Consider the following 24,945-nt stretch of genomic DNA (forward strand, 5'->3'; position numbering starts at 1 on the left):
GTGCAAATAAAATGATTAAAGTTGTGGCAAAAGCTAAATTGAAACCAGATGTAAACGCCGAAGACTACATAGCTCAGGCTAAAGAATTAGTTGCAGAAACTAGAAAAGAACAAGGATGTATTACATATGCACTTCATCAGGATATCAATGATCCATCTATAATCACTATGCTAGAAGAATGGCTGGATGAAGAGTCATTGAATCGGCATGGTCTAACGGAGCATGTGAAAAGAATTGTACCAGGGCTAAAGGAAATGCGAGAAAGCTCCGAAATTAACATTTATAAAGAGGTATAATAAACCACCAAAAAAAGTAACCATTCTAAACGAAATGGTTACTTTTTTTAACTCCTAAACTAATATAAGCCTCAATGCACCTATGAGGGCAAATCCAAGAATAAGAGTTTGAAAGGCTTTTTGCGGAATGAGGGGCACCACTTTAATCCCGATAACTGCCCCTATAATAATAGTAGGAATCAACCAAGCATTAAATGTGATAGAATCCATTGTAATTAAGCCTAAACTGATATAGAACGGTATTTTAATCAAATTCACGAACATGAAAAACCATGCCCCTGTCCCAACAAACTCCTTCTTTGGCAAACCTTTCATTAACAAATAAATGGCCATGACGCCCCCTGCGGCATTTCCAATCATGGTTGTAAATCCTGCTAAAATCCCCATAGAGAGGGTAAACCAAATGGACTTTGGCAGTGCTTTGGTAAACTTTTCTCCTAATCTCTCACGACTGATATGCAGGATAATTAGAGATAAGACGATGACGCCAATCAATGGTTTTAATTGATCGCTATTGATTTGATTAAGAACAAAATAGCCAATAATGATTCCAATCAAGACCCAAGGAATCAGTGAAATAAGGTATTTCCACACCACACTTCTACGATAAAAAATAACCGCGAAAAGATCACCAACTACCAGCATGGGCAGGAGGATTCCTATGGATTCTTTTGCTGGGAATACGTACATTAATATTGTGGCAACCAATATACCCATACTAGATACACCGGTTTTTGTAAAACCTATAAAAACCGTACTTAATATGACGATAACCCATTCGATGTAGGATAATTCAAATATGATGTCTCACCTCAATTATGTAAATTCATTATTTTATTTTAAAGCAGAAATGGTTTTTTTTCTATGATTAGTTTTTGGAATAGTTGAATTCTCGAATTAGTATGCCGATAATGAAGAAGTCCTTTTTAAGCCAAGAAAATCAAATAAATGGTAACATTAAATAAGAAGCGTAATTTGAAAGAAGGCGAAATTAATGGTAAAAACATTTCCAATCATAGAAACCAAAAGATTAATTTTAAGAAAAGCAACAAGAGTGGATGCAAATCACATGTTTACCTATTTATCTGATAAAGATGTGATGAAACATATGGGTTTAGAACCTTTCCAAACAATAAATGATGTATTTGATGAAATTGATTGGTATCAATCAATTTATGATGAAGGTTCAGGGATTAGATGGGGAATTACCCTAAAGGATTCAGACAGGGTGATTGGCAGCTGTGGTTTTCTTAATATGAAACCCAAACACCATCGTGCTGAAGTTGGTTTTGAATTGAGCAAAGACTATTGGGGATCAGGGATTGCGAGTGAAGCGTTGGAAGCAGTTGTGAGGTATGGTTATCAGCATTTTCAGTTAGAAAGAATTGAGGCATTAATTGAACCTGAGAATATGCCTTCACAAAAACTTGTAGAAAGACAAGGGTTTATTAGGGAAGGTTTGCTCAGACATTACGAATTTACTTGTGGAAAATTCGAAGATTTATACATGTACTCTCTTCTTAAAGATGATGTAATGAATAAAGGCTAGGTAGATCATTATGAAGGTACTTATACAAATCAGTTATATTTCAAGAGATAACAATGTGATGCGGCGGGGTTCCTTTCAATTGAACGGCAGAACAAAGGAAAAAGCTGCTTTTGATTGGTGGAAGGAAATAAGAAGAGAAATGCCTTTTGGAGCGGATTTGGATCAAGTTCTGGTTGATGGCGAGGATATTACTGACTTAGTGAAGGAATTAGATCTATAAATTATAGGGAGCCCCTCTCTTAAAGAGAAGGGCTCCTATACAATCCTACGAAGAAGGCAACGTAATAATATTAACGATGCTTTTCAATATAGTTAACTACATCACCAACCGTTTGAAGTGTAGCGGCAACTTTGTCATTTATTTCAATCGCAAATTCATCTTCAATTTCCATCGTCAGGTCAACCATATCAAGGGAATCTGCATCTAAGTCATCTTTGAAGGAGCTTTGCAGGGTAATGATCTCCATTTTGACACCAAGCTGGTCTGAGATTATTGGTTTTAATTTTTCAAATATTGTCATATTGTTACCCTCCTAAGTTGTACACTACTATCATTATAACAACCAAATTGGGAACGTAAAACATAAATAATGACTATTATTTATGATGGTAACTTTGTACTAGAGGTTTTTCTAACTAATTTAGAAGTTAATGAAAGGGTTTACCGAGTAAGAATAAAGAATATTAACATTAGGTTGAAAGGAGTTCAATATGAAATTAATAGATGAGTATTTTGAAACCGCGATGGAGGACTGGAGTATGATGCAGAAGACCTCAGGAGATGAAGGGGCAGAATGGGCTGAGCGATTTGAACGCTACTTTTATGAATTTATCAATGAAATGAAGAAATGGTGGACTACACTTGACCCAAAGCCAAACAATTTAAATGAAGCCGAGGAGCTGCCAGAAATAAAAAAGTGGATGGAGCAAATTCCGGCACCAGTACAGATTAATTTCCTTACAGAGTTAGAGGACATTTTGGATGGAATAGAGACAGAGCGTTTTGATTAATGATTTAAGCTTGAAAAAAAGAGTGCTGACTTTAGTCAACACTCTCTTCCTTTCGATATTAATCGCTGTGTTATCATTTTTTTTGAATTTGTAAAGTTTTAACTTCCTTGTTGAAAATAAACAATATTTGCATTATATTTAAGTTAAGTTAAATATTAAATTAATTAAAATGTTGGTTAAATTTATTTTAACTAAATGGGAGAAGGGGTGGCTGTCATGGAAAAAGCAGCAGAATGGAAAGATTATGAAGGTAAAGAGGGAAATCTTTTCACCTATCACAAACAGTCTGGTTATGTAGGCTTCATCTGGGCGATGGTAGGTGTTATGGTGTTAGAAACAGCGGGGGTATCGTACTTATTATACAACTGGAGTCCAATACTGCACTGGATTCATTTGGTTCTATCACTTTCGGTTGTCGTCTTCATGCTCGTCGATTTAAGAGCAGTCACCAGGCATCCCATCTTAATAAAAAATAATGAACTCACTTTAAAAATCGGTATTCGGCCAGGAGTTACAATATCCTTAGAGAACATTAAGGAATTAAAGAATGGAAGTGAATATCAGGAATCTAGAAAAAATAAGGAAGTTCTTGATTTGTCATTATTCAGCTTCGATGATCCAACTTTTGAGATCGTGTTAGAACAGCAAATGGTTGATAAAGCAATGTTCGGGAAAACCAAACCTATTACTAGAATTTTCTTCAGTGTCGATGACAAAGCGGCTTTTTCAACTATGATTAAAGAGATGAGATAAGGTGGAGAAGGAACAGCTTTCCCAATAGTTAACATAAAAAAACCGGACTCGGGTGCGTTCATTTTCCCAGGTCCGGTTTTTTTTTATTTGGAAACAGATTCAGATTGTTGTAATCGCTCCAGTATTCTGCGTTTTCGGTATAACATTTTACCTGCTTCGGCAACATCTCCGATTGAAGAGCGGTTAATGAATGCTCCAAAAATCATTCCAGCTATCGGTATCATTTGGAATAGCTTTTTCCATCCAAAAGAGTCGCGATAGGTAGTAACCACCTCACGCCATCCTTGGAGCTGCGAAATCATTTGATTGTTCTGATTGCCTTGATGCAGGGAAGTAAGCTCTTCTAGTATTGCTTTTTTACCGACAATATCGGAAGAGGAAAATTGCAAACATTTAACGATAAAAATTCTTTCAGACTTTTCTTTAGGATCGTATCCATAGCATATCGCAATCTCTTGTAATACCTTAAGCGATAATCCTAAGAGAACAGGAATGTCAATGGCCAGTGTAAACAGACCGCCTATTCCTGTTGTTGCCCCTTGAACGGTCGCTATTTTTGTTCTAGAAGTGCGTATTTCTTCAGCAATTTCATCCATTTTGTTTACCGGAATTTGTTCGAGCATATCTAAACGAAGCTCGTCTTGTGATAAGGCATTAGGGGCAAACTTTTTTAAGACAGTTTCTTCTTTTACTAAATATTGTCCGCCCGTTTGAATATAATTTCCTAATTCATCAATCGCCAAACCAATCTTATCTTGGATCACTTTTGGTGTCAGCTTATCTAAAAGCATAAAAGGCAAACGGCCAATTTTTTCCCAAAACCACAAATCCTTCTGTTCTTTTTCCCAATCTTCTATTTTTTTCAGTTCTTCTGTTAGGTAATCTGCTGTTTCTATCGTCGTCAAACCCATCCACTCCACTAAAAATAATTGTTGAATGTATATACGTAAAAAGTAAAAACAAGTTTCAAATTTTCGATTATAATAATGAAACCCAGTTTCATTAGGCTCTGCAATGGCAATATAAATATTCGAATGCTCCATGTAAAATTGCTCCTCGATTTAGTCTACCGATAGTGTACTTTGGTCATACTAATTGAAAACCACTGGAGGTCTACTATTGATTTACGATAAAGATATTCCGAATTCACAAGGAATCGTAGAATATATTAAACGTTACTCATTGAATAAAAATGTGAAAGATATGTTAAGAAAAATAAATCCTCTTTTAGTGAAAAAAGAAAATAATATTCGAATACACTTAGACGCTATGGTCAATCACTTGATTACCAAAGATGAATATAAAGCGATAGAAACCAAGATTAAGCTCGGGAAACTATGTTTAGAGATTGAACAAGTGATACCAGATAGTTATGTTACTATGTTGTTTTATAGCCAAGAGGAGAACAAAATCTACCACGGTGCAGCCCCTAGTTTTCCAATCGAGTTTTTTGATTTTTTCCATGAAATCAACAATCAAAATGCATTTAATGCACAGTGTGGCTCCTGTGGATGCGCCGTGTATCAAAAAAAAGTAGTAGTTACGGATATTCGAACGAGTCCGTTATGGACACAGCTTCGGAGTGATATGGCGCGGTGGGGGTTTCAAACCTGCTGGTCGATCCCCTTTTTTAAAGAAGAAGATGTTATTGGAACATTTGCGATATACCATAAACAGCGAAAACAGGTAATTCCAAAGGAAATAGAAATGGTTCAACAAAAAATAGTGGAGTACCAAGAATCAATCTATCACCACTATTTAGCGCTTGATGCATAATGAAAGAAGTGAAAAGCAATGATTGGTAAACGGCTTAAAGAATTAAGAAAAGAAAAAGGATGGACCCTTGAACAGGCAGGGGCAAGGATTGGACTTCGAAAATCAAGTTACGCCTCCTATGAAACCAAATATCGGAGGCCGACGATGGAACGATTAAATCAGCTATCGAATTTATATGGAGTCAGCGTGGATTACCTGCTCGGATTATCTGATGAACGTATTGGCCATTCCGACCGCAATATCAGGACTGTATTTGAAAAAAAAGGACTTCACTGGGACGGTATACCTTTGGAGGAAGATGTATTAGTCAAAATATTAGACGTTTTAAAAGAAGCAAGTGTGATAGCGAAATTAGATAAAGAAGGCTAAGATACCCATTCTCGAGCAGAAAGGGTATCTTTTTTCGTATGTTTCAATTCTCAAACGGCATACTAAACCGTAAAAGTACGCTATCAGTGTACTATGGAGAGGTGGTAATAGTTGTGCCTGTAATAAAAAACTGGAGCAGCAAAAAGAGGCCAAACAAAATACCTATCCCTGAAAGTCAATTGATTGAATCCCTAAAATATGAAGAAACCAACAGCGATTTATCCACGGTCCAGAGAATAAAAGACATATTCGAAGAGGACCATGATTTTTCTATAAGGGAATTAGAGGTATGCGAAAACATAGAAGCAAGTATCGTTTATCTAAATAGTTTAATTGACAAAAATTCCATAAGTGAAGAAGTCATAAAGCCACTAACTGATTTTAATTGTGATGGAATGGAAAAGCATGTGAATTCGGAGGGATTTACACGCTTCATTTTAACAAAAGTCTTAACTCATGCTGATGTCAAAACAGAGACACGCCTGGATAAAATCATACAAGCGCTGTTACACGGATGTACCCTTTTAATAATGGAGAAGGTAGAATCAGTTGTTATCATTAATACCTTTCAATTGGAGAAGAGAGCAATTGCTCAGCCTGAAACGGAACAGGTTATAAGAGGACCGCGAGATGGTTTTATTGAAAACCTCTCTAGTAACACGGCTTTGATCCGCTCAAGACTTCCCGTTCCTGAATTTCGTGTGAAGGCGATGCAAATAGGGACTCTTACTAAATCGAGTGTTGCTTATTGTTATATAGAAGGGATTGTCAATCAGGCATTGGTGGAGGATGTGAAAAAACGCTTAGATTCCATTGATGTGGATCGAATCCTTGATGCTGGTTATATCGAACAGTTTATACAAGATAATCCGCGGTCACCTTTTCCACAAATAAAAAGTACGGAGAGACCGGATGTTGTGGTAGGGAATTTGGTGGAAGGGAGAGTCGCCATCCTTGTGGACGGTTCCCCATTTGTTCTCATTGTCCCAGCGACATTTACTCAGTTTTATCAAACAAGTGAGGATTACAACGAACGTTTTATTATGGCCAGTATGATTCGAATGATTCGATTAATTGCACTGCTTTTTTCCTTAATCATGCCTTCTTTATACGTGGCCGTTTTATCCTATCATCCAGAGCTCATTCCAACAGCCTTCGCTGTTGCGATTACAAGCGGGAGAGCAGGTGTGCCGTTTCCAGCACTTGTAGAAGTCATTCTCATGGAACTTGCAATGGAAATACTCAGGGAGGCAACTGTCCGTATGCCCAAACAGGTAGGCGGGGCATTGTCGATTGTAGGAGTGCTTGTAATTGGTCAAGCTGCAGTTTCTGCAGGATTTGTGTCACCTATAACGGTCGTCGTACTTGCTCTCACTACAGTTGGTTCGTTTGCTACACCTGCTTATAATATGGCCATTGGATTTCGGATGATGAGGTTTCCACTGCTATTTATGACGGGTATTTTTGGCTTTTACGGATTAATCCTAGGATTATTATTCTTAAACAATCATGTGTTATCTTTAAAATCTTTTGGCGTTCCTTATTTGAGTCCGATTGCTCCAATAAATTTAAACGGGTTAAAGGATACTGCCATTCGGGCACCTTTAAATTGGCTTTTAGACCGGCCTGATCATCTTTTCTCACCTAACAAAAGAAGAATTCGTCCCGATGATTCAGAGACAACCAATCCGCTGGCAATGGAAAATATGGAGAGAGGGGATCAACCATGAAAGAACCTAAGGAAATAACAGCCTTTCAAACGGCTGTCTTTATAATAAATAGCACCATTGGAATCAGCGTTTTAGCATTACCTAGAATCGCAAGCGAGAAGGCGGGCACGGGAGCATTGGTCATGACGCTCATTGCAATACTCTTATTTATGGTCATCGTTTGGGTAATAGCACAATTATCCAAGCGTTTTCCGGCAGAGTCGATTGTGGAATATAGTCAAAGGGTAATAGGAAGACCTATAGGAAAACTAGTGGGTTTTCTCCTTATTTGCTATTTTATTGTCATTACATCCCTTGTACTGAGGGAGTTTGGTGATGTCATGAGCACCACATTACTTCAGGAGACACCCATTACGGCAACCTTATTTGGCATGCTTCTGCTCGTTGCTGTCTCAACCAGGAATACGATATCTGTCATCTCGTATATGCACACCTACTATTTTCCTTTTATTGTCATTCCGATTATTCTAATGGCCATCTTCGCTCTTCAAGATGTTGAAATAAGACATATAAAACCTTTTTTCGGAAACGAGGCAACCTTCGCTAACATATTTACAGGTGGATTTTCATTAATGGGTCTGCCTTTTTTTCAAATTGGTTTTTTTGTAATAGGTGTACTTACTCCTTATATGAAAGAGCCTCAAAAAATTGGAAAGGCAAGTTTATGGGGAAGTATTCTTTCGGGAGTGATGATTTTACTTGGTGTTGGTATTACAGTAGCAGTATTTGGAGCTGAGGAAGTGAAAACTTCACTATGGCCAATGCTGGTCTTAACTCGAATGACAGAGCTGCCTGCTGCTATTTTAGAACGTATAGATGTCCTCTTCTTAGTGGTGTGGATTATTTCAGCCTTTACTACGATCCTATCCGGCTACTTAATCAGTTTAGAGCTCTCAAGTAAATTATTCTCCCTAAGGAGTCATCGGGTATTGTCGTACTTGCTTATTCCAGTTGTTCTAGGGATCTCCATATATCCGAACAATGTTTTACAGGTGTATCAGTTGATTGATGTGATTGGAAAATGGGGATTAATCATCACAGCAGGGTTTCCTTTGGCGGTGTTATTATTTTCTGTTGCCAGAGGAAAGCGGGGAATGGTGAGTAATGGTACATCGTGACATTCGTGTTTGTTTGATGCTGATTACGATTGTACTTATTCTTACAGGCTGTTGGGATCAAAAAGAGATTGAAGAACGAGCAACCATCTTAGGACTTGCTATTGATATAGCGGGTGACAAGAAACACCCGATACCGCTTACCCATCCAGAGGGTTCGGAGGTTCCAACATCTGAAATTGGTAAAGTGGAGGTAACAGCTCAATTAGCGGTTCCCGGGCAGATTCCTTTAGGTCCATCTCAAGGTTCTCAAGGTACCTCACAAGACCGAGTCTGGGTGGTAAAAGCCGTTGGTCAAACCATCGACGATGCCATTCAAGGACTCCAGCAGCAATTGGCACACAAAGTGTTTTTTGGTCAATTGCAAATCATCATCCTTTCGGAAGATGTGGCCGCCAAAGGGATTGGACATATTAATGAATTTTTGAGAAGAAGACCTGAAATCCGCCGAACGGCTTGGATGGCAGTGAATGAAAAAGACGCAGCACATACAATGCAGATTGCGCCGAAGTTAGAAAGAATTCCAGCAATCTATTTATCGACGATGTTTGAAGAAGCTGTTAAGCTGGGGAAGTTTCCTGACAATGATTTAGGGAAGTTCTGGGTACAGACCTCTAATAAAGGGTGGGATGGCTATTTACCCTATATCACTACCAAAGAAATGGAAAATATTGAAATCAGCGGCATTGCCTATTTTAGCGGCAATAAGATGGCTGGTAAGACTAAACCTTATCAAATTGCTCTTTTCAATGGTTTAACGGGACAAAACCCGGGTGGAGCATCTCTGGTTGTTAAGCTGTCCAAAGACGAATCGGTAATGGTTCAATCCACCAAAAGGAAAGTAAACTATAACGCATCACTGAAAAATGGGAAGCCGCATTTCGATATAAATGTAGAGATATGGGGAGTTATCCGTGAGAAAAACAGGCAGGAATTAAAGCTGGATAATCAGAAAATGGTAAGGAAAATCGAACAGGTGTCAGGTAAGATGCTTGAAAAAGAAATGTTGAAACTAATCAAGGAAACCCAGGTTAAGAAGGCTGACATTTTTGGATTTGGAGAGTATGTACGAGGGGACTTAGCCTCTTATTGGGACCAGGAAGTAAAGACAAGTGAAAAGTGGAAAGAAATTTATCAAAATATAGATGTCAATATCAGAGCAAAGGTTCATATTCAACGTGTAGGGATGAAAGCATCATAGTGGCACTTGTTTTTTTTCGGCAGCCCATGGACCCCCCGAGTTGATATGGTAATTATTACTTGCAGATGGAGTGTTTAATTTGGACATTGAGAGTGATATCTTACATTCCTTAGACCCAAGAGCAAAAAGGTCTAAATTTATGTTACTGGCATTCCTTGCAATTGTTTTTGGGGTACTAAATGATTTTTATTTCTTTCCGGATGAGACCATTACCATCTCCTATATTCCGATTCTCCTGATTGCGGGTTATTTTTGCCGATGGCTATTTAGCTGTATTTTTTTATCTGGTTTAATGGAAACCTTGCTTGAGGCTGCCTCTTTAGTCGAGTTTGAAGCAGAGATTTTTCTTTTGAGATGGGTAGGGTACTTTGCCATTGCCTTTGTGGTTAGAACTTTAGTAAATAACAGCTTTAAAGAAAAGTTGGATTTATTCCATTTCACTCTTACATTGGCTGAATCCATCGATGTGAGAGATAATTATACCGCTTTTCATTCAAAAAACGTTGCTTATTACTCCTATGAAATAGGGAAAGCACTAAAATTGTCTACAAAGGAATGTACACATCTCTATATTGGAGGGCTTTTACATGATATTGGCAAGATTGGTGTACCGGAAAATGTTCTCAATAAACCTTCTAGGCTGACAGGTGAGGAGTTTCAAGTAATTAAGAAGCACCCAGACTTGGGCTATAAAATGCTAAAACATGTTCCTTCATTTAGGAAGAATTCCATCTTGGATATGGTATTGTATCACCATGAAAACTATGATGGAACAGGGTATCCAATGGGATTAAAGGGAAAGGATATTCCGTTAGTGGCGAGAATTATGGCTGTTGCGGATGCTTTTGAAGCGATGACTTCCAAAAGGGTTTATCGGGAAACAAAAGATATCCAATATGCTTTAGATGAATTACTAAACGGGAAACATTCTCAATTTGATCCGGAAATAGCGGCTGTATTCTATGAATTAGTGAGGAACGAGAAAGTATTTGTTCGCGGAATAGACTCCTTATGAGTGACGAATAGGGATAGTACAAGAAGGAATATTTTCTGTGCTAAAAAAATACTTATATAAAAAGATAAGCTGGTACATTCTGTGCCCCTATAGAGCTCTAGAAGGGAGCAATTTCATTGAATCGAAATCGTAATCGAAATGTACACATGGCCATTTTAGTACTGATCGGTATTCTAGTCATCCTCATTATCCATGCCATTCTTCACATTAAAATATACATTGTTTACAGTACAGGGATGGGCTCGATTCTATTAATAGGACTGATTATTTTCCTCATCGCTTTGCTCTACTTCCAAGGATAATTAATAGGAGGGGAATTTTTCAATAATTCCAAGAGGATGATTGTATTATCTCACTGTAAATGGTAAAATATAGCTCCGTTGTTTAGGAAAGCATCTGCAAAAGGTTTGTAGATGTTTCTTTTTGTGCATGTTGGATTGAACGAAAACTAGTGAAAGAGGTGACGGTTTAAGAGAATGAGTTCAAAAAAACAAAAATCGGTAATTGAGCATAAAGATTATCAATCAGAAATTGAACGTCTCGAGTTTACAAAGGAATACATAAAGAGTGTGCTGGAACAATCAAAGGGAAATAAAGAACATTTCGTTGAGAATTTGAAAGAAGCTTTTCGTGACCTTGATACTTCTGACAGCAGTTTAAGCTATATGACTCTCTTGACGAATGCTCAGTATTTAGAATTGGCACAAAGTGAACTGGAAAGGCTAGCGAGTATTATTGGCAAACCATACTTTTCGCGAATAAATTTTACCTCGAGCGGTGACACCAAGGAGGAGATTTTGTATATTGGGAAAGCTTCTCTGTTTGACTCGGTGAATCAGATTCCGATCATCGTTGATTGGCGATCTCCGATCGCAAATGTTTACTATGACGGCCGCCTAGGCGAGGTGACCTATGATGCATATGGTGAAACACAGAGTGGTTATCTCTCTCTGAAAAGACAATATGAAATTGAAGAAGGATTATTAAAAGAAATTCGAGATATTGATCTAACCACGCATGATGAACTTCTGCAAAAATCCTTATCTGGTAAAGCGGACAATCGCTTAACCGAAATTGTCGCGACCATTCAAAATGAGCAAAATGAAGTAATTCGAGCTTCTCTTAAACACCCCATCATCGTTCAAGGAGCTGCAGGCAGTGGAAAGACCACGATCGCACTCCATCGAATATCCTACTTTCTATACTCTTCTGGATATCGTTTTCCTCCAGAGAAATTAATGATTCTTGCACCAAATCGATTGTTTATTGATTATATTTCCGCCGTTCTGCCTGAGTTAGGGGTGAACAAAATCAATCAAACCACCTATGTGGATTTCATGAAGAATTGTCTGGGGAAGAAAATCAAAATAATGGCTCCGAACTCCAAGTTAATGAAACTCCTTAAAAAGGAAGGAAAATCAAAATGGTTACAATGGGTATCGGGGTTTAAAGGTTCACTAGATTTTAAGGAATGTATTGATTCCTATTTGAAAGATATTGAATACAATCTAGCGCCATCAAAGGACTTTATCATTGAAAAATCGCTTCTCATGAGAGGGCAGAAAATTAATCGGTTATTTTTAACGGAATTTCAATATTTGCCGATTTATAGCAGGCTCGAAAAAATTAAAAATCTTTTGGCGAATGATTTACGCATAAAAAAATCAATCATTTTATCTAAAATTAATAGTAAATATGATGACGCATTAGATAAGGCACTTTATACCAGAAAGCTGAATTCAGATAAACGAAGAGAAAAAGTAGTCTCCATCATGGATATAAAAGAAAAAAGGTTAAATACCGTGGAGCAGGAATCGAAGACTGCTGTGAAAAATTATATGGCTCCCTTTGTTAAAAAAGATCCTTTTATATTATATAAGGAACTGATGACATCTCCTGAACTTTTAAAAAAGTATTCAAGTACTCTTTCTGAGATAGAATGTAAGAAATTAAGTCAATATTGTCAAAGAATTTTTGACAAAAAAGCTGTTGAGCTTGAAGATTTGGCACCGATCTTTTACATGAAAGCTAAACTTGAGGGAATCGATGAAAAATATAAAATGAAAAGTGTTTTCATAGATGAGGCACAGGATTATAGCTATTTTCAGTTTACAGCCATGAAAGAAGGCTTTGAAACAGACTTATTTACCATTGTTGGCGACCTGGCACAAGGGATTCATTCCTATCGAGGATTAGACAGCTGGGAGCCATTGGTTACCGATATCTTCCCAAGTGCGAACTATCATGCTCTTCAAAAAAGCTACCGGACAACAGTCGAGATAATGCACCTGGCCAATGACATTCTATCGATCATGGACAAAGACCTGCCAATCGTACAACCTGTTATCAGGCACGGGGACAAACCTCGTTTTACAAAAATCGACACTGCCAATCTGCAGCAGGTAAGGGAAACAATTGAACAAGATATTCAGATACTAAAAGAGGAAGAACTCAACTCAATTGCTATCATTGGAAGAAGTGACGGGGAGTGCTTACGAATATATAAGCTGCTAGAAAATAGTAATTTTCCTATTCAGCTATTAGAAGAAAAGCAGGATATGAAAAAGGGAAGCGTCGTCATTTTGCCAACGTACCTTTCAAAAGGATTAGAATTTGATGCTGTCTTGATTCTTAGCCTAGAGGAAGCATACTGTGAAGAGGAACTAGATATCAAATTGTTGTATGTAGCGATGACCAGACCGATGCATAGGTTGTATTTGTATGGGAGTGAGCAGTCGGATTTTTTGTTAAATAAAGCAGGTAGTGATCATTTTGAAACTGAATGAAAAAAAAGTGCCAGGCACCTCTCTTATTGAGAGAGTGGTGCCAGGCACTTTTAGTTTATTTTGAGATGATGACCAGGAGAACCGTCCCCATGGTCACTATGTAAAACCGTGCACCTGCCGTTGATTGGACCATTCAAGCGTTACTTGTGAAAGCTAGCTCAAACTAGGCGCTCCTCCGGCACATAGAAAGGACTACTTATGGCTGCTTCCTTCCGGACCTGACCAGATTCGTAGGTTTCCATTGCGTAGGACCCAGTTATCAACACTATTTTCACAAGGCAGACCTTACTTAATTCAACCGAAGGCAGGAATTCAACCCCGCTATGGCGAATTGCGGGTTACAGGGCACCGCCAACTCCCCGTCTAGCACGGTATGTATAGGCTAGACGCTTGCTTATGTGTATTGTTTAGAAATCCGGCGCATGAAATGGCTGTAAGCCAGGTTCTGTTCCTGCGTGCTCAAACGATGCCAATCTCGCACAACAGGTGTAATCATATGACTATCAGTCACTTCTGACCGATCCATCCGTTTGGTTCATTTCCCTCAGGATGGTGCCCCTACCATAGTTTGGGTTGCTCGCTCGCGGGGTTTACCCGTTCCATTTCTCCTGTTTCCAGAAGAACTCGTCTCTGTGGCACTTTCAGGGTACTCAGAGCATATCCATCAAGGACTTAGCATAATTTCCCCGCCGTCAGCAGAAGTCTGCTGCCCATCTTTGCAGATGGCACGAACACTCCGGGCATCTCAGCACCGGGCGAGCCTGGACTTTCCTCAACTCATGTAAACATGAGCCGCGATTACTCACCATTTCATGTTGGTGTTTCTTGACTACGAGAATAAATATAGCATGGAATGGGTCTATGGTCATTAGGAGGATAGTCCCATAGGTGGTTGATTTAGGAAATCTCGAATTAAAACTAAATAGTCGGAATATTTTAGAGTTAAAAGTATATATGTATAGAGAAAGTTACTAACCTAATGAAGGGATGATGTCTCGAATGGATTGGCTATGGCTGATTGGTCGGGCAGTATTTGGTCTTTATTTTGCATATTCTGGTCTAAATCATTTCATCCAATTTCAAGGTTTAAAGCAGTATTCTTCCTATAAGGGAGTCCCAGCACCAGGGCTTGCTGTAGTGGTAACTGGATTGATGCTGCTAGCGGGAGGATTGAGTATTCTTACAGGCTATTGGATTGAGTGGGGCTTGTATTTATTAGTACTATTCCTTGTTCTTTCAGCCTTTATTATGCATAATTTCTGGAAGGAAACCGATCAAAATACAAAAGTGGGCGAGATGAACCAGTTTCTAAAGAATATTGCTCTAGCCGCCGCTGCTTTAATGTTACTTTCAATCACCAATTGGACTTGGTAATGTGAATGATATTTTAATTTGTTAATCATAAATAGTAAGCCGACTCACCTTCTTGATTGAGGGGGAGTCGGTTTTTTTGTGTGTGAATATTCAATTACAAGAACTGCTCTAAATTAGTGATAATTTTCGGCACTGAGACAACCCCAATATTTTAGGTGTTTTGACTAAGGTAAATATAGACTAATACGACCTCTATTTGACATATATTCTTAATAGCTTGAAGTTCTAAGTTTGTAAGAAATGAATACATGCAGAAAAGGGGTGTTGTCATTATGTTTTCTGTTACAGGAATGCAGACTTTTACCTTTTTTTCTACGACCCATGTTGTAACCTTACTTCTATTTTTTCTTGCTTGCTTCCTTTTTGTGTATTTCAGAACAAAGCTTAAACTATACCAGCAATTTTTGAAATGGTCTTTATTTACCGCTTTGATACTTTGCGAGGTTTCCATGCATTTGTGGCTAATCCTTACCAAACAATGGGAGGTAGGGGATCTCCCATTACAGCTTTGTTCACTTAGTACCTTTTTATCGCTGTACTTGTTTTTGAAAAAGAATCAAAAAGTGTTTAACTTGCTCTTTTTTATTGGACTCATTCCTCCCATCCTAAGTATGGTTACTCCTGATATCGTATATCAATTTCCTCATTTTCGATTCTTAAAATATTTCCTGCATCATTCAGCGATTCCATTAGCCGTTTTGTACTTTATCCTTTTTGAGGGATACAGAGTTCCTCGAAAAGCAATATTTACGGGCTTTATTACCTTGAATATCATTGCCATACCGATATTCTTCTTAAATATTTGGTTAGACACTAATTTTTTCTTTTTAGCCAGTCCATCAGAAACAGAAACACTGCTATCATTTTTCGGAAGTGGGATTATGTATTATATAAACCTTGAAATCGTAGGACTATTAGTATTTATTATTACGTATGTACCAATGGGGATTTTGCAGAAAAGGGAAAGTAAACCTTGATCAAGGCTGCAGAAAAAATTACCTAATAAAATTGCCACACAGCATTTACATAGTGTCTGTGTGGTTTTTTTGTGTGGAATTGGTGCACTTTATATGTTATAAAATGGTAGACATGTTTTATAAAGAAAGGCTGCTGATAAAATGAAGGTTGCAATATTTGATTTCGACGGAACGTTATTTCCTAAGGAGACTTTTCCACTGCTGATGGGGCATTTAAAAAATCATCCTCTGCATTTCCAGAAGTATCGGAATTTTTTTCTTCGAATTTTACCTGTCTATCTTGCTTACAAATGTAAGCTATATCCCGAACAAAAAATGAAAGAATATTCCATGTGGTCTTATATAGCGGCTTTTGGAACTTCTCCAAAATCAGAGATTGACTCATTTTTTTCGCAAATTGGCGAGAGCATGAGTGAAAACCTAAGCGAACCGGTCTTAGATAGACTAGAGCAGCATCGAAAGGAAGGCTACTATACTATGCTTGTGTCGGGAGCCTATGAACCGCTCCTTTACTCCGTTACGAAAAATGTGAATTTTGATTGTGTCATTGGAAGCAGCATTCCTTATCAAAATGATAAATTGTCAAAGAAAGCTCCCATCCAATATATTTACGGAGAACGTAAGAGTGATTTCATCAATGCCCACCTGTCTCATACAGAAGTAGATTGGCAAAATAGCTTTGCCTACGGCGATAGTTACACCGACTTAAATGTTCTAGAATTAGTGGGGAATCCAGTTGCTGTGAACCCAGAACCGCGGCTTTTAGAGGTAGCTCATCATAAGAAATGGGAAATTATTTCGTAATACTGTACTGATTATGTGGTTTATGTGGGCAGATAAGTGTACAGGGTTTGTTCTACATTGAAGTGTACAGTTTCTACAAAAAAGCGTACAGGTTCTACAAAGAAGTGTACAGTTTCTACATAAAAGCGTACAGCTTCTACAAGAAACCGTACAGTTTCTACAAAAAAGCGTACAGGTTCTACATAGAAGCGTCGGCTTCTACAAAAAAGCGTACAGCTTCTACAAGAAACCGTACAGTTTCTACAAAAAACCATACAGCTTCTACAAATCAATCCCAAAACGACTTGCTGATAACAAAACGAGAGCGAATCCCAACTAAAGGATCCGCTCTCGTTTTATTTATCAAACCTATAAAAAGGATAAAACTAAGACCACTACTAGCGGCAGGATAAAAATAATGTATCCTAATGGGTTAGCAAAATTAAGAGTCCAGCCTACACCGAAGCGTTTTTCAACAAAAATAGAGGGATCATTTTTGTTGAAATAAAAGAGACCGCCTTTCCAGTAAGAGTCTTCATCGTAATCAGTTATCTCTTCCTCTGACACATCGACGGAGTGTTTATCTGAACGTCCGACTTTTACAGCAAATACAATGGTTGCGGCTAAGATAATCACAAGAAAAATCATAGGTGCTGCGACCATAGCAGTGCCAGCAAACAAATCTGGGTGAATCGTAGTTAATTGAAAGTAACTAAACAAAATGGTCAGCAGGAGATTCACTAAAAGCATCAGCCAGCTGGAAGATTTCCGTAAGGTTAACTGACGTTTTCTTGAAGCATTTGTACCTGTAGCACTCAATTTAATACCAGATTTAATTTTTCCAATATGGATTCCTAAAACCATCACCTGCATCGCTAATAGCGTTAGAGGCATTAAGACTGCTGACATTGGTGTTTTCTCCGTAAAGGCATCAGCTTCCCCATTTATTCCCCAATGTGTAGGAATCTGCTCAGGCAGCAGGTCATATTGGAAAATACTATATCCGATGACGCCGACGGTAACGATCATAGGAAGTAAGAACATATACCAGGGAATCATTTCATCCTGAGAACGAGCGGATAAATCGGCCACCTTAACTTGCGATAGATTTTCCATCCACTTATTTTTCCTTTTTAATTGCAGCGTTTTTCCATGAAAGAAAAAATAGAGGGAAAGACTGAAAAGAATAATGCCAAATTGGATAATTGTCCCGACAAGGACGGTTGGTTCTTCACCTGGATTCGTACTCAGTACCCAAAATACATAACCAGCTAATACCACCAGGGAAACAAGGGAAACCATTAAGGTATATCTTTTTTTGTAAGATAGAAGTTGTTCGTTTTTAAGGTGTTTTTCTGGGACGGTGATTCCAAAGATAATGGTTCGTTTTACTAAGTAAGGTATAGCCGTTTGGATTCCAAGCAGGATAATCGAGATAAATAGAAAAATGGCTAAAGTCATAGGGATTCCTCCTTCATTTATGGCTTTTGTTAAAATCTTCAATAATTAAAGAAATCAGCTCGTGAATTTGTTCAACAGACATTCCAACCACTAGGGATTCTGCAATAAGTGGTTGATAGACGGCTTTTAGGCGTTCTATGGAGTGTTCATTGAAATCTTGGGGAGAAGAGATAATCGCCCCTGACTTAGGAACAATTCGAATGATTCCTTTTTTTTCTAATTGATGGTAGCTTTTATTGACCGTATGCATGTTAATCCCGAGGTCAGAGGCGAACGCTCTCACGGAAGGGAGCGAATCTCCTGGCTGAAGGTGGCCTCTAGCAATTCCTTCAATCATTTGATTGGATATTTGCTCATAAATGGGAATGTCTGAATCGGGTTCAATTTTAATGATCATTTCCGTTTTCCTCCAATCTGTTCTATATATATTATAACAAAACTGTTCTATTTAATCTAGAACAATACTACATGTAAATAATTTGTTAGAAAATTTTAAAAAGAAGGTTGACGAAATAATAAATATTATTTATTATAATTATCAGATAAATAATATTTATTACAACAAGAGGTACCCTTCAGCTTCATAATCAAGAGGGGGTGTTTTAGACATATGACTTAAAATGGATACGCTTTCAAATTTAGTGGAATCCATTTTTAAACTTCTATCCCAAAAAGTCGGAATACCATTGGTGTTGTGGTAATGTAAGTACATAGTAAGGATAGGAGTGTCAGTACTTATGAAAAATAGAAGCGAACAATTAGTCAGCGAGCTTGGACGAAAAATAGTAACCGGTGAGTTAAAACAAGGGGAAATCCTGCCAAAGGTAGAGGATTTAGGTGAAATATATAATGTCAGTCGAACGGTAGTCCGTGAATGCCTTAAAACGTTATCCACTTTGGGGCTTGTGAGATCGAATCAAAGAGCTGGTACCATTGTACTTCCTCGGTCTGAATGGCAATGGTGGAATTTAGAACTCATCAACTGGGTACTAGAAGATGAGAATAATCGAGATTTTCTGCTGCATTTAACCGAAGTTAGAATGGGGCTGGAACCCATGGCAGCGGCTTTAGCAGCAGAAAGGGCAACACAAGAAGATCTGGAGAGCATTACAGATGCTTTCAACCGGCTTGAGCAATCCATCGGAGATGAAAAGGCATGGGCGATTGCGGACTATGATTTTCATGAAAGAATTTTATGTGCTTCTTACAATGATTTAATCATCAATACCGTTCGAACGCTCCGGAAAGCGCTTGTCTTTAGCCGGGAAAAAACACTGCATGCAGCGAAGAATTATCCAGAATCTCCATTCGATACTCCGACCACCGAAGTATTAGAAAGACACCGTTCGATCTATGAAGCCATCATGTTGCGTGATGAAAAATTGGCACATGATAAAATGATTGAATTAATCCTGAGGGTTAAAAGGATTTTGGAAAAAATATATTCTTAGTTTCTCTAAGAACTTCAAAAAATTCACAAAAATTAGGGGGAGTTATTGTTGGGTATCCAAATAGTAAGATTTGAAAAGGACCAGAAAGAACAGTGGGGAGTAGTTTCAAATAATCGTATTTTGGCATTAAAGGATAACTATTCTTCTCTAGCTCAATTTTTAGAAGAGGGTGTTGAAGAAGCTAGAACATTAAAGGAACAAGGACAAGGTGAATCTTTATCCTTAAATGAAGTGACCATCTTAAGCCCAGTTACCAAACCAGCAAGAATTGTGTGCCAAGGTGCCAATTATTCCTCTCATCGCGCAGAATCTGGAATGGAAGCAGCACGGCCGCCTTATAATATGTTTTTCAGTAAAGCAGATAGCACACTTTGTGGTCCAAATACAGAAATTATTCGACCGTCACATGTGAAGCTATTAGACTATGAAATTGAGCTCGGGCTTGTCATTGGAACAGAGATTTCTTCATCCGTTGAAGTGACAGACGAAAACCTTCATCAATATATTGCAGGGATTGTGATTATGGATGATGTTTCTGCAAGAGATGTACAACTCTCTGAGGGGCAATGGTTAAAAGGAAAGAGCTACCGTACGTTTGGACCTACTGGACCGTATTTATACTTACTTGATAAAGAAGAGGTTCCGCTTATACATGACCTCGAATTAAATCTGTGGGTGAATGGTGAATTACGTCAATCCGCAAATACGAATCAATTATTATACAAACCTGCTGAAACTCTGACAGAGCTATCAGAAATAATGGACCTTTCAAAAGGTGATTTGGTTATTACCGGTACAACTGGCGGAGTAGCCCTCACTCTTACTCCAGAAATACTAGGACAAATATCAAGTCATTTGGTTCCTTACCAGGAAAAAATAGATTTGCTTGTTGAAAGTCAATTGAAGACCGGTAAATATCTGAATGATGGCGATGTTATTCGCTGCCAGATTAAGAGTAAAGACGGAAGAATTGATCTAGGTGAGCAAGTAAATAAAGTAGTTTCTAGTAAAGTAGCAATTTCCTAAAATTAAAAATTTTTATAAATGCTGGGATTAACGTCCCAGCAGCCTCTAGTTCTTACATAAATAAATTTAACGTCCATGTAAATGAAAAATCAGTTTTTATTTTCTAAGATAATGTATGCGTTTACAAAGTGGAAATTTGATTAAATTTGAGAAAACTTGTATAGGGGTGTGGATGATGAAACAAGAAATGGTTGACGTGGCAATTGTTGGTTATGGGCCAGTAGCGAAGCTTTTGGCTGCAGTACTTGGTCAAAAGGGATGGAATGTTGGGGTATATGAAAGATTTTCTGAAGCCTATCCACTTCCCCGTGCCGTTCATTTGGATGATGAGGTTGCTAGAATGCTACAATCGATTCTTCCAAAAAGTGAAATAGAAAGAATCCTGCAGCCAGTTCCTGATTTATATGAATGGCGAAATGCAGAAAGGGAATTATTATTGGCCCTCGATTTTTCTCAAGAAGGCATTTCTGGGTGGCCGGGACATTTATTTTTCAATCAGCCAGAGCTTGAAAAAGTAATGGATGCTGCTTGCCGTAATCTGCCAGCAGTAAATGTAAATATGGGTAATGAAGCCATTGAGCTAAAGGAATATGAAGATCATGTAGAACTTACGGTAAAGGACCTTGAGGGGCAAGTTCGTACTATTCATGCAAAGTACGTTGTTGGATGTGACGGTGCGAACAGTTTTGTTCGTAAAAATATGGATACTACAATTACGGACCTTGGATTTGCTGCAGATTGGCTTGTCGTGGATATTGTTACGAAAGAAGAAAGAGAATGGAACCCGATGAATTTGCAGCTTTGTGATCCAGCACGTCCTACCACAGTTGTTTCAGGCGGTCCTGGGAAAAGACGCTGGGAATTCATGGCTCTTCCAGGGGAGACAAAAGAGGATTTGAACAATGAAGATGTCGCCTGGCGATTACTTGAACCTTGGAATATCAATCCTAGTAATGCTGTGTTAGAACGGCATGCCGTTTATACATTTAAGGCATTATGGGCGGATGAATGGCAAAAAGGACGGCTTATATTAGCAGGAGATTCAGCGCACTTAACGCCGCCGTTTATGGGGCAGGGTATGTGCTCTGGTCTCCGGGATTCTATGAATCTTGCATGGAAGCTAGATCTTATTCTAAGTGGAAAAGCTGCAGATTCTATTCTAGAAACATATACACAAGAGCGTAAACCTCATAATCGTGAAGTGGTTGAAGCAGCCTTGTTTCTAGGAACTGTCATTTGTGTAACAGATCCACAAGAAGCTAAAAAAAGGGACGAGGTATTCTTTACAGGCGGTGTCCCTGAATTTCCGGAATTCCCATTTCTTACAAGCGGCTTCCTCTATCAATCTAAGGATGGGAAAAATAATAAATACACGGGAAAACTTTCGTTTCAAGGTCAGGTAGAGTACAGAGGAAAAACAGGATTGTTTGATGATGTAGTAGGAAGAGGATGGAGCATTTTGAGTCCTGTAAATGATGCTAAGAAGGTATTAAGTCAGGAGCAGATGGAGTTTTTAGAGGTTATCGGTGCTAAATTTATTGAAATTTCAGAACCTGCAGATGGCGGCAAAGAGGGATTATCTGATATAGCAGTCGATGTGGATGGAAAATACAAACAGTATTTTAATGAAACAGGTCTTCAAGCAGTTGTGGTGCGTCCAGATTTCTATATCTTTGGAGGGGCAGAGAGCTTAACAGACTTGCCTTTACTCATTGAGGATTTATCAAACCAGTTCGAACCTTTTAAGATTCCATCATTGAGCTAATCAGATTCTATTGAAGGTTACCAAATTAAAACCAATTGGAGGAATGGGAAATGTCTACTGTAAGTGTATTCAGATTAGTGTATGTTGATTTTTATTCGAAAAATGGTGAAGCAATGGTGGATTATTATACAAATACAATGGGTTATCGTATTTCAGAAGAAGTGGACGGCGTTACGTACTTGAGTAACGCGCTAGATCATCATAATATCGTCATTACGCCTTCTGAAAAAACAGGTATCCGCAGCTATGGATATCAATTAAATGGTAATCTCAGCTTAGAAGAAGTACAGGAGAAGCTGCACAAACAAGGAATAGCTTCTACAATAAAAGTGGATGCAAAACCTGGTATTTCACGGTTGATAGAGTTACAGGATCCGGCAGGAAATAGTATTGAATTATTTACAGAGATGAAACAAACAACAGTTGGTTTTGGTTCTTCTGGGATTGTACCTCATAAATTAGGACATGTTGCGTTTTATGCGAACAATTTTAAAGAAACAATTGAATTTTACAAAGATGCTTTAGGTTTTGCGTTCACCGATAAAATTGGTGAAGGCTTTGCAAATTTCTTAACTTGTAACAATGATCACCATGTTCTCAATATTATTGCATCAGACGAGACACGCTTACATCATATCGCTTTCCAATTAAAAGATGCCAGCCATCAATATGCCAGCTCAGATTTCTTAGCGAAGCAGGGTTATCCAATTCTTTGGGGTCCTTCCCGCCATACTGCAGGACATAATATTGCAACCTATCATCATGACCCGGAGAAAAATGTGGTTGAGTTGTATACAGATATGGACCAATATATTCCGGAACTTGGTATTTTCGAACCGCGCCCATGGCATAAGGAACTGCCTATGAAGCCAAAGGTTTGGGAAGCATTAAGTTCTTGGGGAACAGAATTTGAAATGGACTTGGCTAAGATTTAAGAAAGTAAAATGTTGAGAAATAAAGAATACCATTGATAAGCTTTTGTTCATATTGGATCTGACGAATATCCTATAAAGGATAGAAATCAGGTCCTTATTATTTATTTATGTGCAAATTCTTTGTGAGATTGGACAGGGAATAGGGATGATTCATAGTTTTAGAGTCATTCATCCGTAAATCAAAATGTAATGAGTAGGGGGAAGAATAGATGGAAACGTATATCGTAGATGGAGCAAGAACGGCTTTTGGTTACTTCGGCGGGTCTTTAAAGGATGTCAGCGATATTGATCTTGGGGTCGCAGCAACTAAGGGAGCCATTAAAAGAAGTGGGATTTCAGCATCAGATATTGATGAAATTGTGTTCGGTAATGTGATTCAAACGGGAGAGGCTGCTGCTTATCTGGCAAGACATATTGGTTTGAAAAGCGGAATGCTAGAGTCATCTTCTGCATTAACCTTAAATCGTTTATGCGGTTCTGGACTTCAGTCAATCGTAACTGGTGCACAGACAATTGCATTAGGAGAAGCAAGAGTTGTTGCTGCGGGCGGAACGGAAAATATGAGCTTAGCTCCTCAACTATTAAAAGGTACCCGTTTTGGATCGCCAAATAAAGCACCTGTGGTCATTGATATGCTGTGGGAGTCACTTATTGATCAATATGTTGGCTGCGGAATGGGAATGACGGCAGAAAATCTTGCGGTGAAATATGAGATTTCTCGAGGTGAACAGGATCAATTTGCGTCTGATTCGCAGGGAAAGGCAATCAGAGCTAGGGATACTGGACGTTTTGCAGAAGAGATCGTGCCTATTGTGAAGAAAGATAGAAAAGGCAAAGAGTTAGTCATTGAGGTGGATGAATATATTCGAGACGGTGTAACACTTGAAGGCTTATCCAAGCTAAAGCCAGCTTTTAAGAAGGACGGCAGTGTCACGCCTGGAAATGCTAGTGGTATAAACGATGGCGCGGCAGCCGTTATTTTAGCATCCAAAGAGTATGTCTTTGAACATGATTTAAAGCCGCTGGCAAAAATAGTTTCCTGGGGAGTAGCAGGTGTTGACCCGAAAATAATGGGAATTGGACCAGTTCCGGCAACTTTAAAAGCACTGAAAAATGCGGGATTATCCTTAGGCGATATTGATTTGTTTGAGTTCAACGAGGCATTTGCTGCACAATCTATAGCTGTTCTGAAAGAGTTAGGCGTAGATAGGGAGAAAGTCAATGTCAATGGCGGAGCGATAGCTTTGGGACATCCGCTTGGTGCAAGCGGAACAAGAATTACATATTCATTAGCACTTGAAATGAAAAGAAGAAATGTAAAGTATGGATTAGCCTCACTTTGTATTGGCGGCGGCCAGGGTATTGCGATGATTTTGGAAAGGGTATAAAGAATTTATTAAAAACCTTTGTTAAATTTTATTGGTGATTATCGTAAGGTCGATGAAAGACAAATCAGGAGAATTCTCAGTGAGATTAGTCCTTCATAAGCATGATGAAAGACAAATCAGGAGAATTCCCATTGAGATTGGTCCTTCATAAGCGTGATGAAAGACAAATCGGGAGAATTTCCAT

General features: G+C 38.4%; 27 protein-coding genes and 2 other RNA genes. 22 read left to right on the plus strand and 7 right to left on the minus strand.

Annotated elements, in window-relative coordinates; all coding sequences use genetic code 11:
- Positions 1-11: 11 nt before the first annotated feature.
- Positions 12-296 carry a putative quinol monooxygenase gene (locus SFC47_RS05690; RefSeq protein WP_411253269.1) on the plus strand — a complete coding sequence of 95 codons (285 nt, stop codon included), beginning with the start codon at positions 12-14 and terminating at the stop codon, positions 294-296.
- 54 nt (positions 297-350) lie between these two features.
- Here SFC47_RS05690 and SFC47_RS05695 read toward each other — a convergent pair whose 3' ends face one another.
- A complete protein-coding gene (locus tag SFC47_RS05695) occupies positions 351-1,013 on the minus strand; it encodes a sulfite exporter TauE/SafE family protein (protein ID WP_411253270.1) in 663 nt (220 codons plus the stop codon).
- Here SFC47_RS05695 and SFC47_RS05700 point away from each other — a divergent pair.
- From SFC47_RS05700 to SFC47_RS05710, 3 genes are all read left to right on the plus strand, one after another.
- Positions 958-1,083 carry a hypothetical protein gene (locus tag SFC47_RS05700; RefSeq protein WP_411253640.1) on the plus strand — a complete coding sequence of 42 codons (126 nt, stop codon included), beginning with the start codon at positions 958-960 and terminating at the stop codon, positions 1,081-1,083. The genes SFC47_RS05695 and SFC47_RS05700 overlap by 56 nt on opposite strands.
- Positions 1,084-1,290: 207 nt before the next feature.
- Positions 1,291-1,845, plus strand: coding sequence for a GNAT family N-acetyltransferase (locus SFC47_RS05705; protein ID WP_411253271.1), 555 nt, complete (start codon positions 1,291-1,293; stop codon positions 1,843-1,845).
- Between the two features lie 10 nt (positions 1,846-1,855).
- Complete coding sequence (locus SFC47_RS05710) at positions 1,856-2,065, plus strand: hypothetical protein (RefSeq protein WP_411253272.1); 210 nt, start codon at positions 1,856-1,858, stop codon at positions 2,063-2,065.
- Between the two features lie 70 nt (positions 2,066-2,135).
- On the opposite strand, the gene acpP is transcribed toward SFC47_RS05710, so the two are convergent.
- Complete coding sequence (gene acpP, locus SFC47_RS05715; protein WP_411253273.1) at positions 2,136-2,366, minus strand: acyl carrier protein; 231 nt, start codon at positions 2,364-2,366, stop codon at positions 2,136-2,138.
- A 190-nt stretch (positions 2,367-2,556) separates the two neighbouring features.
- Between acpP and SFC47_RS05720 the strand changes: the two genes are divergently transcribed.
- Positions 2,557-2,856 (plus strand): hypothetical protein, encoded by a 300-nt coding sequence (locus tag SFC47_RS05720; protein ID WP_411253274.1) that lies wholly within the window; start codon positions 2,557-2,559, stop codon positions 2,854-2,856.
- A gap of 216 nt (positions 2,857-3,072) precedes the next feature.
- Positions 3,073-3,609: a hypothetical protein gene (locus SFC47_RS05725; RefSeq protein ID WP_411253275.1), complete on the plus strand. Its 537-nt coding sequence runs from the start codon at positions 3,073-3,075 to the stop codon at positions 3,607-3,609.
- 83 nt (positions 3,610-3,692) lie between these two features.
- On the opposite strand, the gene SFC47_RS05730 is transcribed toward SFC47_RS05725, so the two are convergent.
- The gene (locus SFC47_RS05730) at positions 3,693-4,520 is read right to left on the minus strand and encodes an EcsC family protein (protein ID WP_411253630.1); all 828 of its coding nucleotides are present in this window, start codon (positions 4,518-4,520) and stop codon (positions 3,693-3,695) included.
- 208 nt (positions 4,521-4,728) lie between these two features.
- Between SFC47_RS05730 and SFC47_RS05735 the strand changes: the two genes are divergently transcribed.
- The 8 genes from SFC47_RS05735 (at position 4,729) to helD (ending at position 13,601) form a co-directional block, all read left to right on the plus strand.
- A complete protein-coding gene (locus tag SFC47_RS05735; protein WP_411253276.1) occupies positions 4,729-5,385 on the plus strand; it encodes a GAF domain-containing protein in 657 nt (218 codons plus the stop codon).
- A gap of 18 nt (positions 5,386-5,403) precedes the next feature.
- A complete protein-coding gene (locus SFC47_RS05740) occupies positions 5,404-5,754 on the plus strand; it encodes a helix-turn-helix domain-containing protein (RefSeq protein ID WP_411253277.1) in 351 nt (116 codons plus the stop codon).
- Between the two features lie 113 nt (positions 5,755-5,867).
- A complete protein-coding gene (locus tag SFC47_RS05745; protein ID WP_411253278.1) occupies positions 5,868-7,484 on the plus strand; it encodes a spore germination protein in 1,617 nt (538 codons plus the stop codon).
- On the plus strand, positions 7,481-8,602 hold the full coding sequence (locus SFC47_RS05750; RefSeq protein ID WP_411253279.1) for a GerAB/ArcD/ProY family transporter: 1,122 nt from the start codon (positions 7,481-7,483) through the stop codon (positions 8,600-8,602). Before SFC47_RS05745 ends, SFC47_RS05750 begins: the two co-directional genes overlap by 4 nt.
- Positions 8,589-9,800: a Ger(x)C family spore germination protein gene (locus tag SFC47_RS05755; protein ID WP_411253280.1), complete on the plus strand. Its 1,212-nt coding sequence runs from the start codon at positions 8,589-8,591 to the stop codon at positions 9,798-9,800. The genes SFC47_RS05750 and SFC47_RS05755 overlap by 14 nt, the downstream gene beginning before the upstream one ends.
- Before the next feature lie 79 nt (positions 9,801-9,879).
- Positions 9,880-10,815: an HD-GYP domain-containing protein gene (locus SFC47_RS05760; protein WP_411253281.1), complete on the plus strand. Its 936-nt coding sequence runs from the start codon at positions 9,880-9,882 to the stop codon at positions 10,813-10,815.
- Between the two features lie 116 nt (positions 10,816-10,931).
- Positions 10,932-11,117 carry a hypothetical protein gene (locus SFC47_RS05765; RefSeq protein WP_411253282.1) on the plus strand — a complete coding sequence of 62 codons (186 nt, stop codon included), beginning with the start codon at positions 10,932-10,934 and terminating at the stop codon, positions 11,115-11,117.
- A gap of 174 nt (positions 11,118-11,291) precedes the next feature.
- Positions 11,292-13,601, plus strand: a complete 2,310-nt coding sequence (gene helD, locus SFC47_RS05770) for an RNA polymerase recycling motor HelD (protein WP_411253283.1) — start codon at positions 11,292-11,294, stop codon at positions 13,599-13,601.
- 106 nt (positions 13,602-13,707) lie between these two features.
- On the opposite strand, the gene ffs is transcribed toward helD, so the two are convergent.
- An RNA gene (gene ffs / locus SFC47_RS05775) (signal recognition particle sRNA large type) lies at positions 13,708-13,973 on the minus strand.
- 57 nt (positions 13,974-14,030) lie between these two features.
- Positions 14,031-14,411: RNase P RNA component class B (gene rnpB / locus SFC47_RS05780), an RNA gene on the minus strand.
- 189 nt (positions 14,412-14,600) lie between these two features.
- Between rnpB and SFC47_RS05785 the strand changes: the two genes are divergently transcribed.
- The 3 genes from SFC47_RS05785 to SFC47_RS05795 all read left to right on the plus strand — a co-directional run bounded on the left by SFC47_RS05785 (position 14,601) and on the right by SFC47_RS05795 (position 16,756).
- Positions 14,601-14,975, plus strand: coding sequence for a DoxX family protein (locus SFC47_RS05785; protein ID WP_411253284.1), 375 nt, complete (start codon positions 14,601-14,603; stop codon positions 14,973-14,975).
- A 272-nt stretch (positions 14,976-15,247) separates the two neighbouring features.
- Positions 15,248-15,952 (plus strand): YwaF family protein, encoded by a 705-nt coding sequence (locus SFC47_RS05790; RefSeq protein ID WP_411253285.1) that lies wholly within the window; start codon positions 15,248-15,250, stop codon positions 15,950-15,952.
- A 141-nt stretch (positions 15,953-16,093) separates the two neighbouring features.
- Positions 16,094-16,756, plus strand: a complete 663-nt coding sequence (locus tag SFC47_RS05795) for an HAD family hydrolase (protein ID WP_411253286.1) — start codon at positions 16,094-16,096, stop codon at positions 16,754-16,756.
- A gap of 348 nt (positions 16,757-17,104) precedes the next feature.
- On the opposite strand, the gene SFC47_RS05800 is transcribed toward SFC47_RS05795, so the two are convergent.
- Both SFC47_RS05800 and SFC47_RS05805 read right to left on the minus strand, forming a co-directional pair.
- Positions 17,105-18,196 carry a DUF1648 domain-containing protein gene (locus SFC47_RS05800; protein WP_411253287.1) on the minus strand — a complete coding sequence of 364 codons (1,092 nt, stop codon included), beginning with the start codon at positions 18,194-18,196 and terminating at the stop codon, positions 17,105-17,107.
- A 13-nt stretch (positions 18,197-18,209) separates the two neighbouring features.
- Positions 18,210-18,593, minus strand: a complete 384-nt coding sequence (locus tag SFC47_RS05805; protein WP_411253288.1) for a GntR family transcriptional regulator — start codon at positions 18,591-18,593, stop codon at positions 18,210-18,212.
- A 340-nt stretch (positions 18,594-18,933) separates the two neighbouring features.
- On the opposite strand from SFC47_RS05805, the gene SFC47_RS05810 reads away from it, so the two are divergent.
- From SFC47_RS05810 to SFC47_RS05830, 5 genes are all read left to right on the plus strand, one after another.
- The gene (locus SFC47_RS05810) at positions 18,934-19,647 is read left to right on the plus strand and encodes a FadR/GntR family transcriptional regulator (RefSeq protein ID WP_411253289.1); all 714 of its coding nucleotides are present in this window, start codon (positions 18,934-18,936) and stop codon (positions 19,645-19,647) included.
- Positions 19,648-19,695: 48 nt separating this feature from the next.
- On the plus strand, positions 19,696-20,673 hold the full coding sequence (locus SFC47_RS05815) for a fumarylacetoacetate hydrolase family protein (RefSeq protein WP_411253290.1): 978 nt from the start codon (positions 19,696-19,698) through the stop codon (positions 20,671-20,673).
- A gap of 172 nt (positions 20,674-20,845) precedes the next feature.
- Entirely contained in the window at positions 20,846-22,438 is a 1,593-nt protein-coding gene (gene mhpA / locus SFC47_RS05820; protein ID WP_411253291.1) for a bifunctional 3-(3-hydroxy-phenyl)propionate/3-hydroxycinnamic acid hydroxylase MhpA, read from the plus strand.
- Between the two features lie 50 nt (positions 22,439-22,488).
- Positions 22,489-23,373, plus strand: a complete 885-nt coding sequence (locus SFC47_RS05825) for a VOC family protein (protein ID WP_411253292.1) — start codon at positions 22,489-22,491, stop codon at positions 23,371-23,373.
- Between the two features lie 209 nt (positions 23,374-23,582).
- Positions 23,583-24,761, plus strand: a complete 1,179-nt coding sequence (locus tag SFC47_RS05830) for an acetyl-CoA C-acetyltransferase (protein WP_411253293.1) — start codon at positions 23,583-23,585, stop codon at positions 24,759-24,761.
- The last annotated feature ends 184 nt before the right edge of the window (positions 24,762-24,945 follow it).

It is taken from the genome of Neobacillus niacini (assembly GCF_046591715.1).
In the GTDB taxonomy this organism is placed as follows: Bacteria; Bacillota; Bacilli; order Bacillales; family Cytobacillaceae; genus Neobacillus; species Neobacillus niacini_L.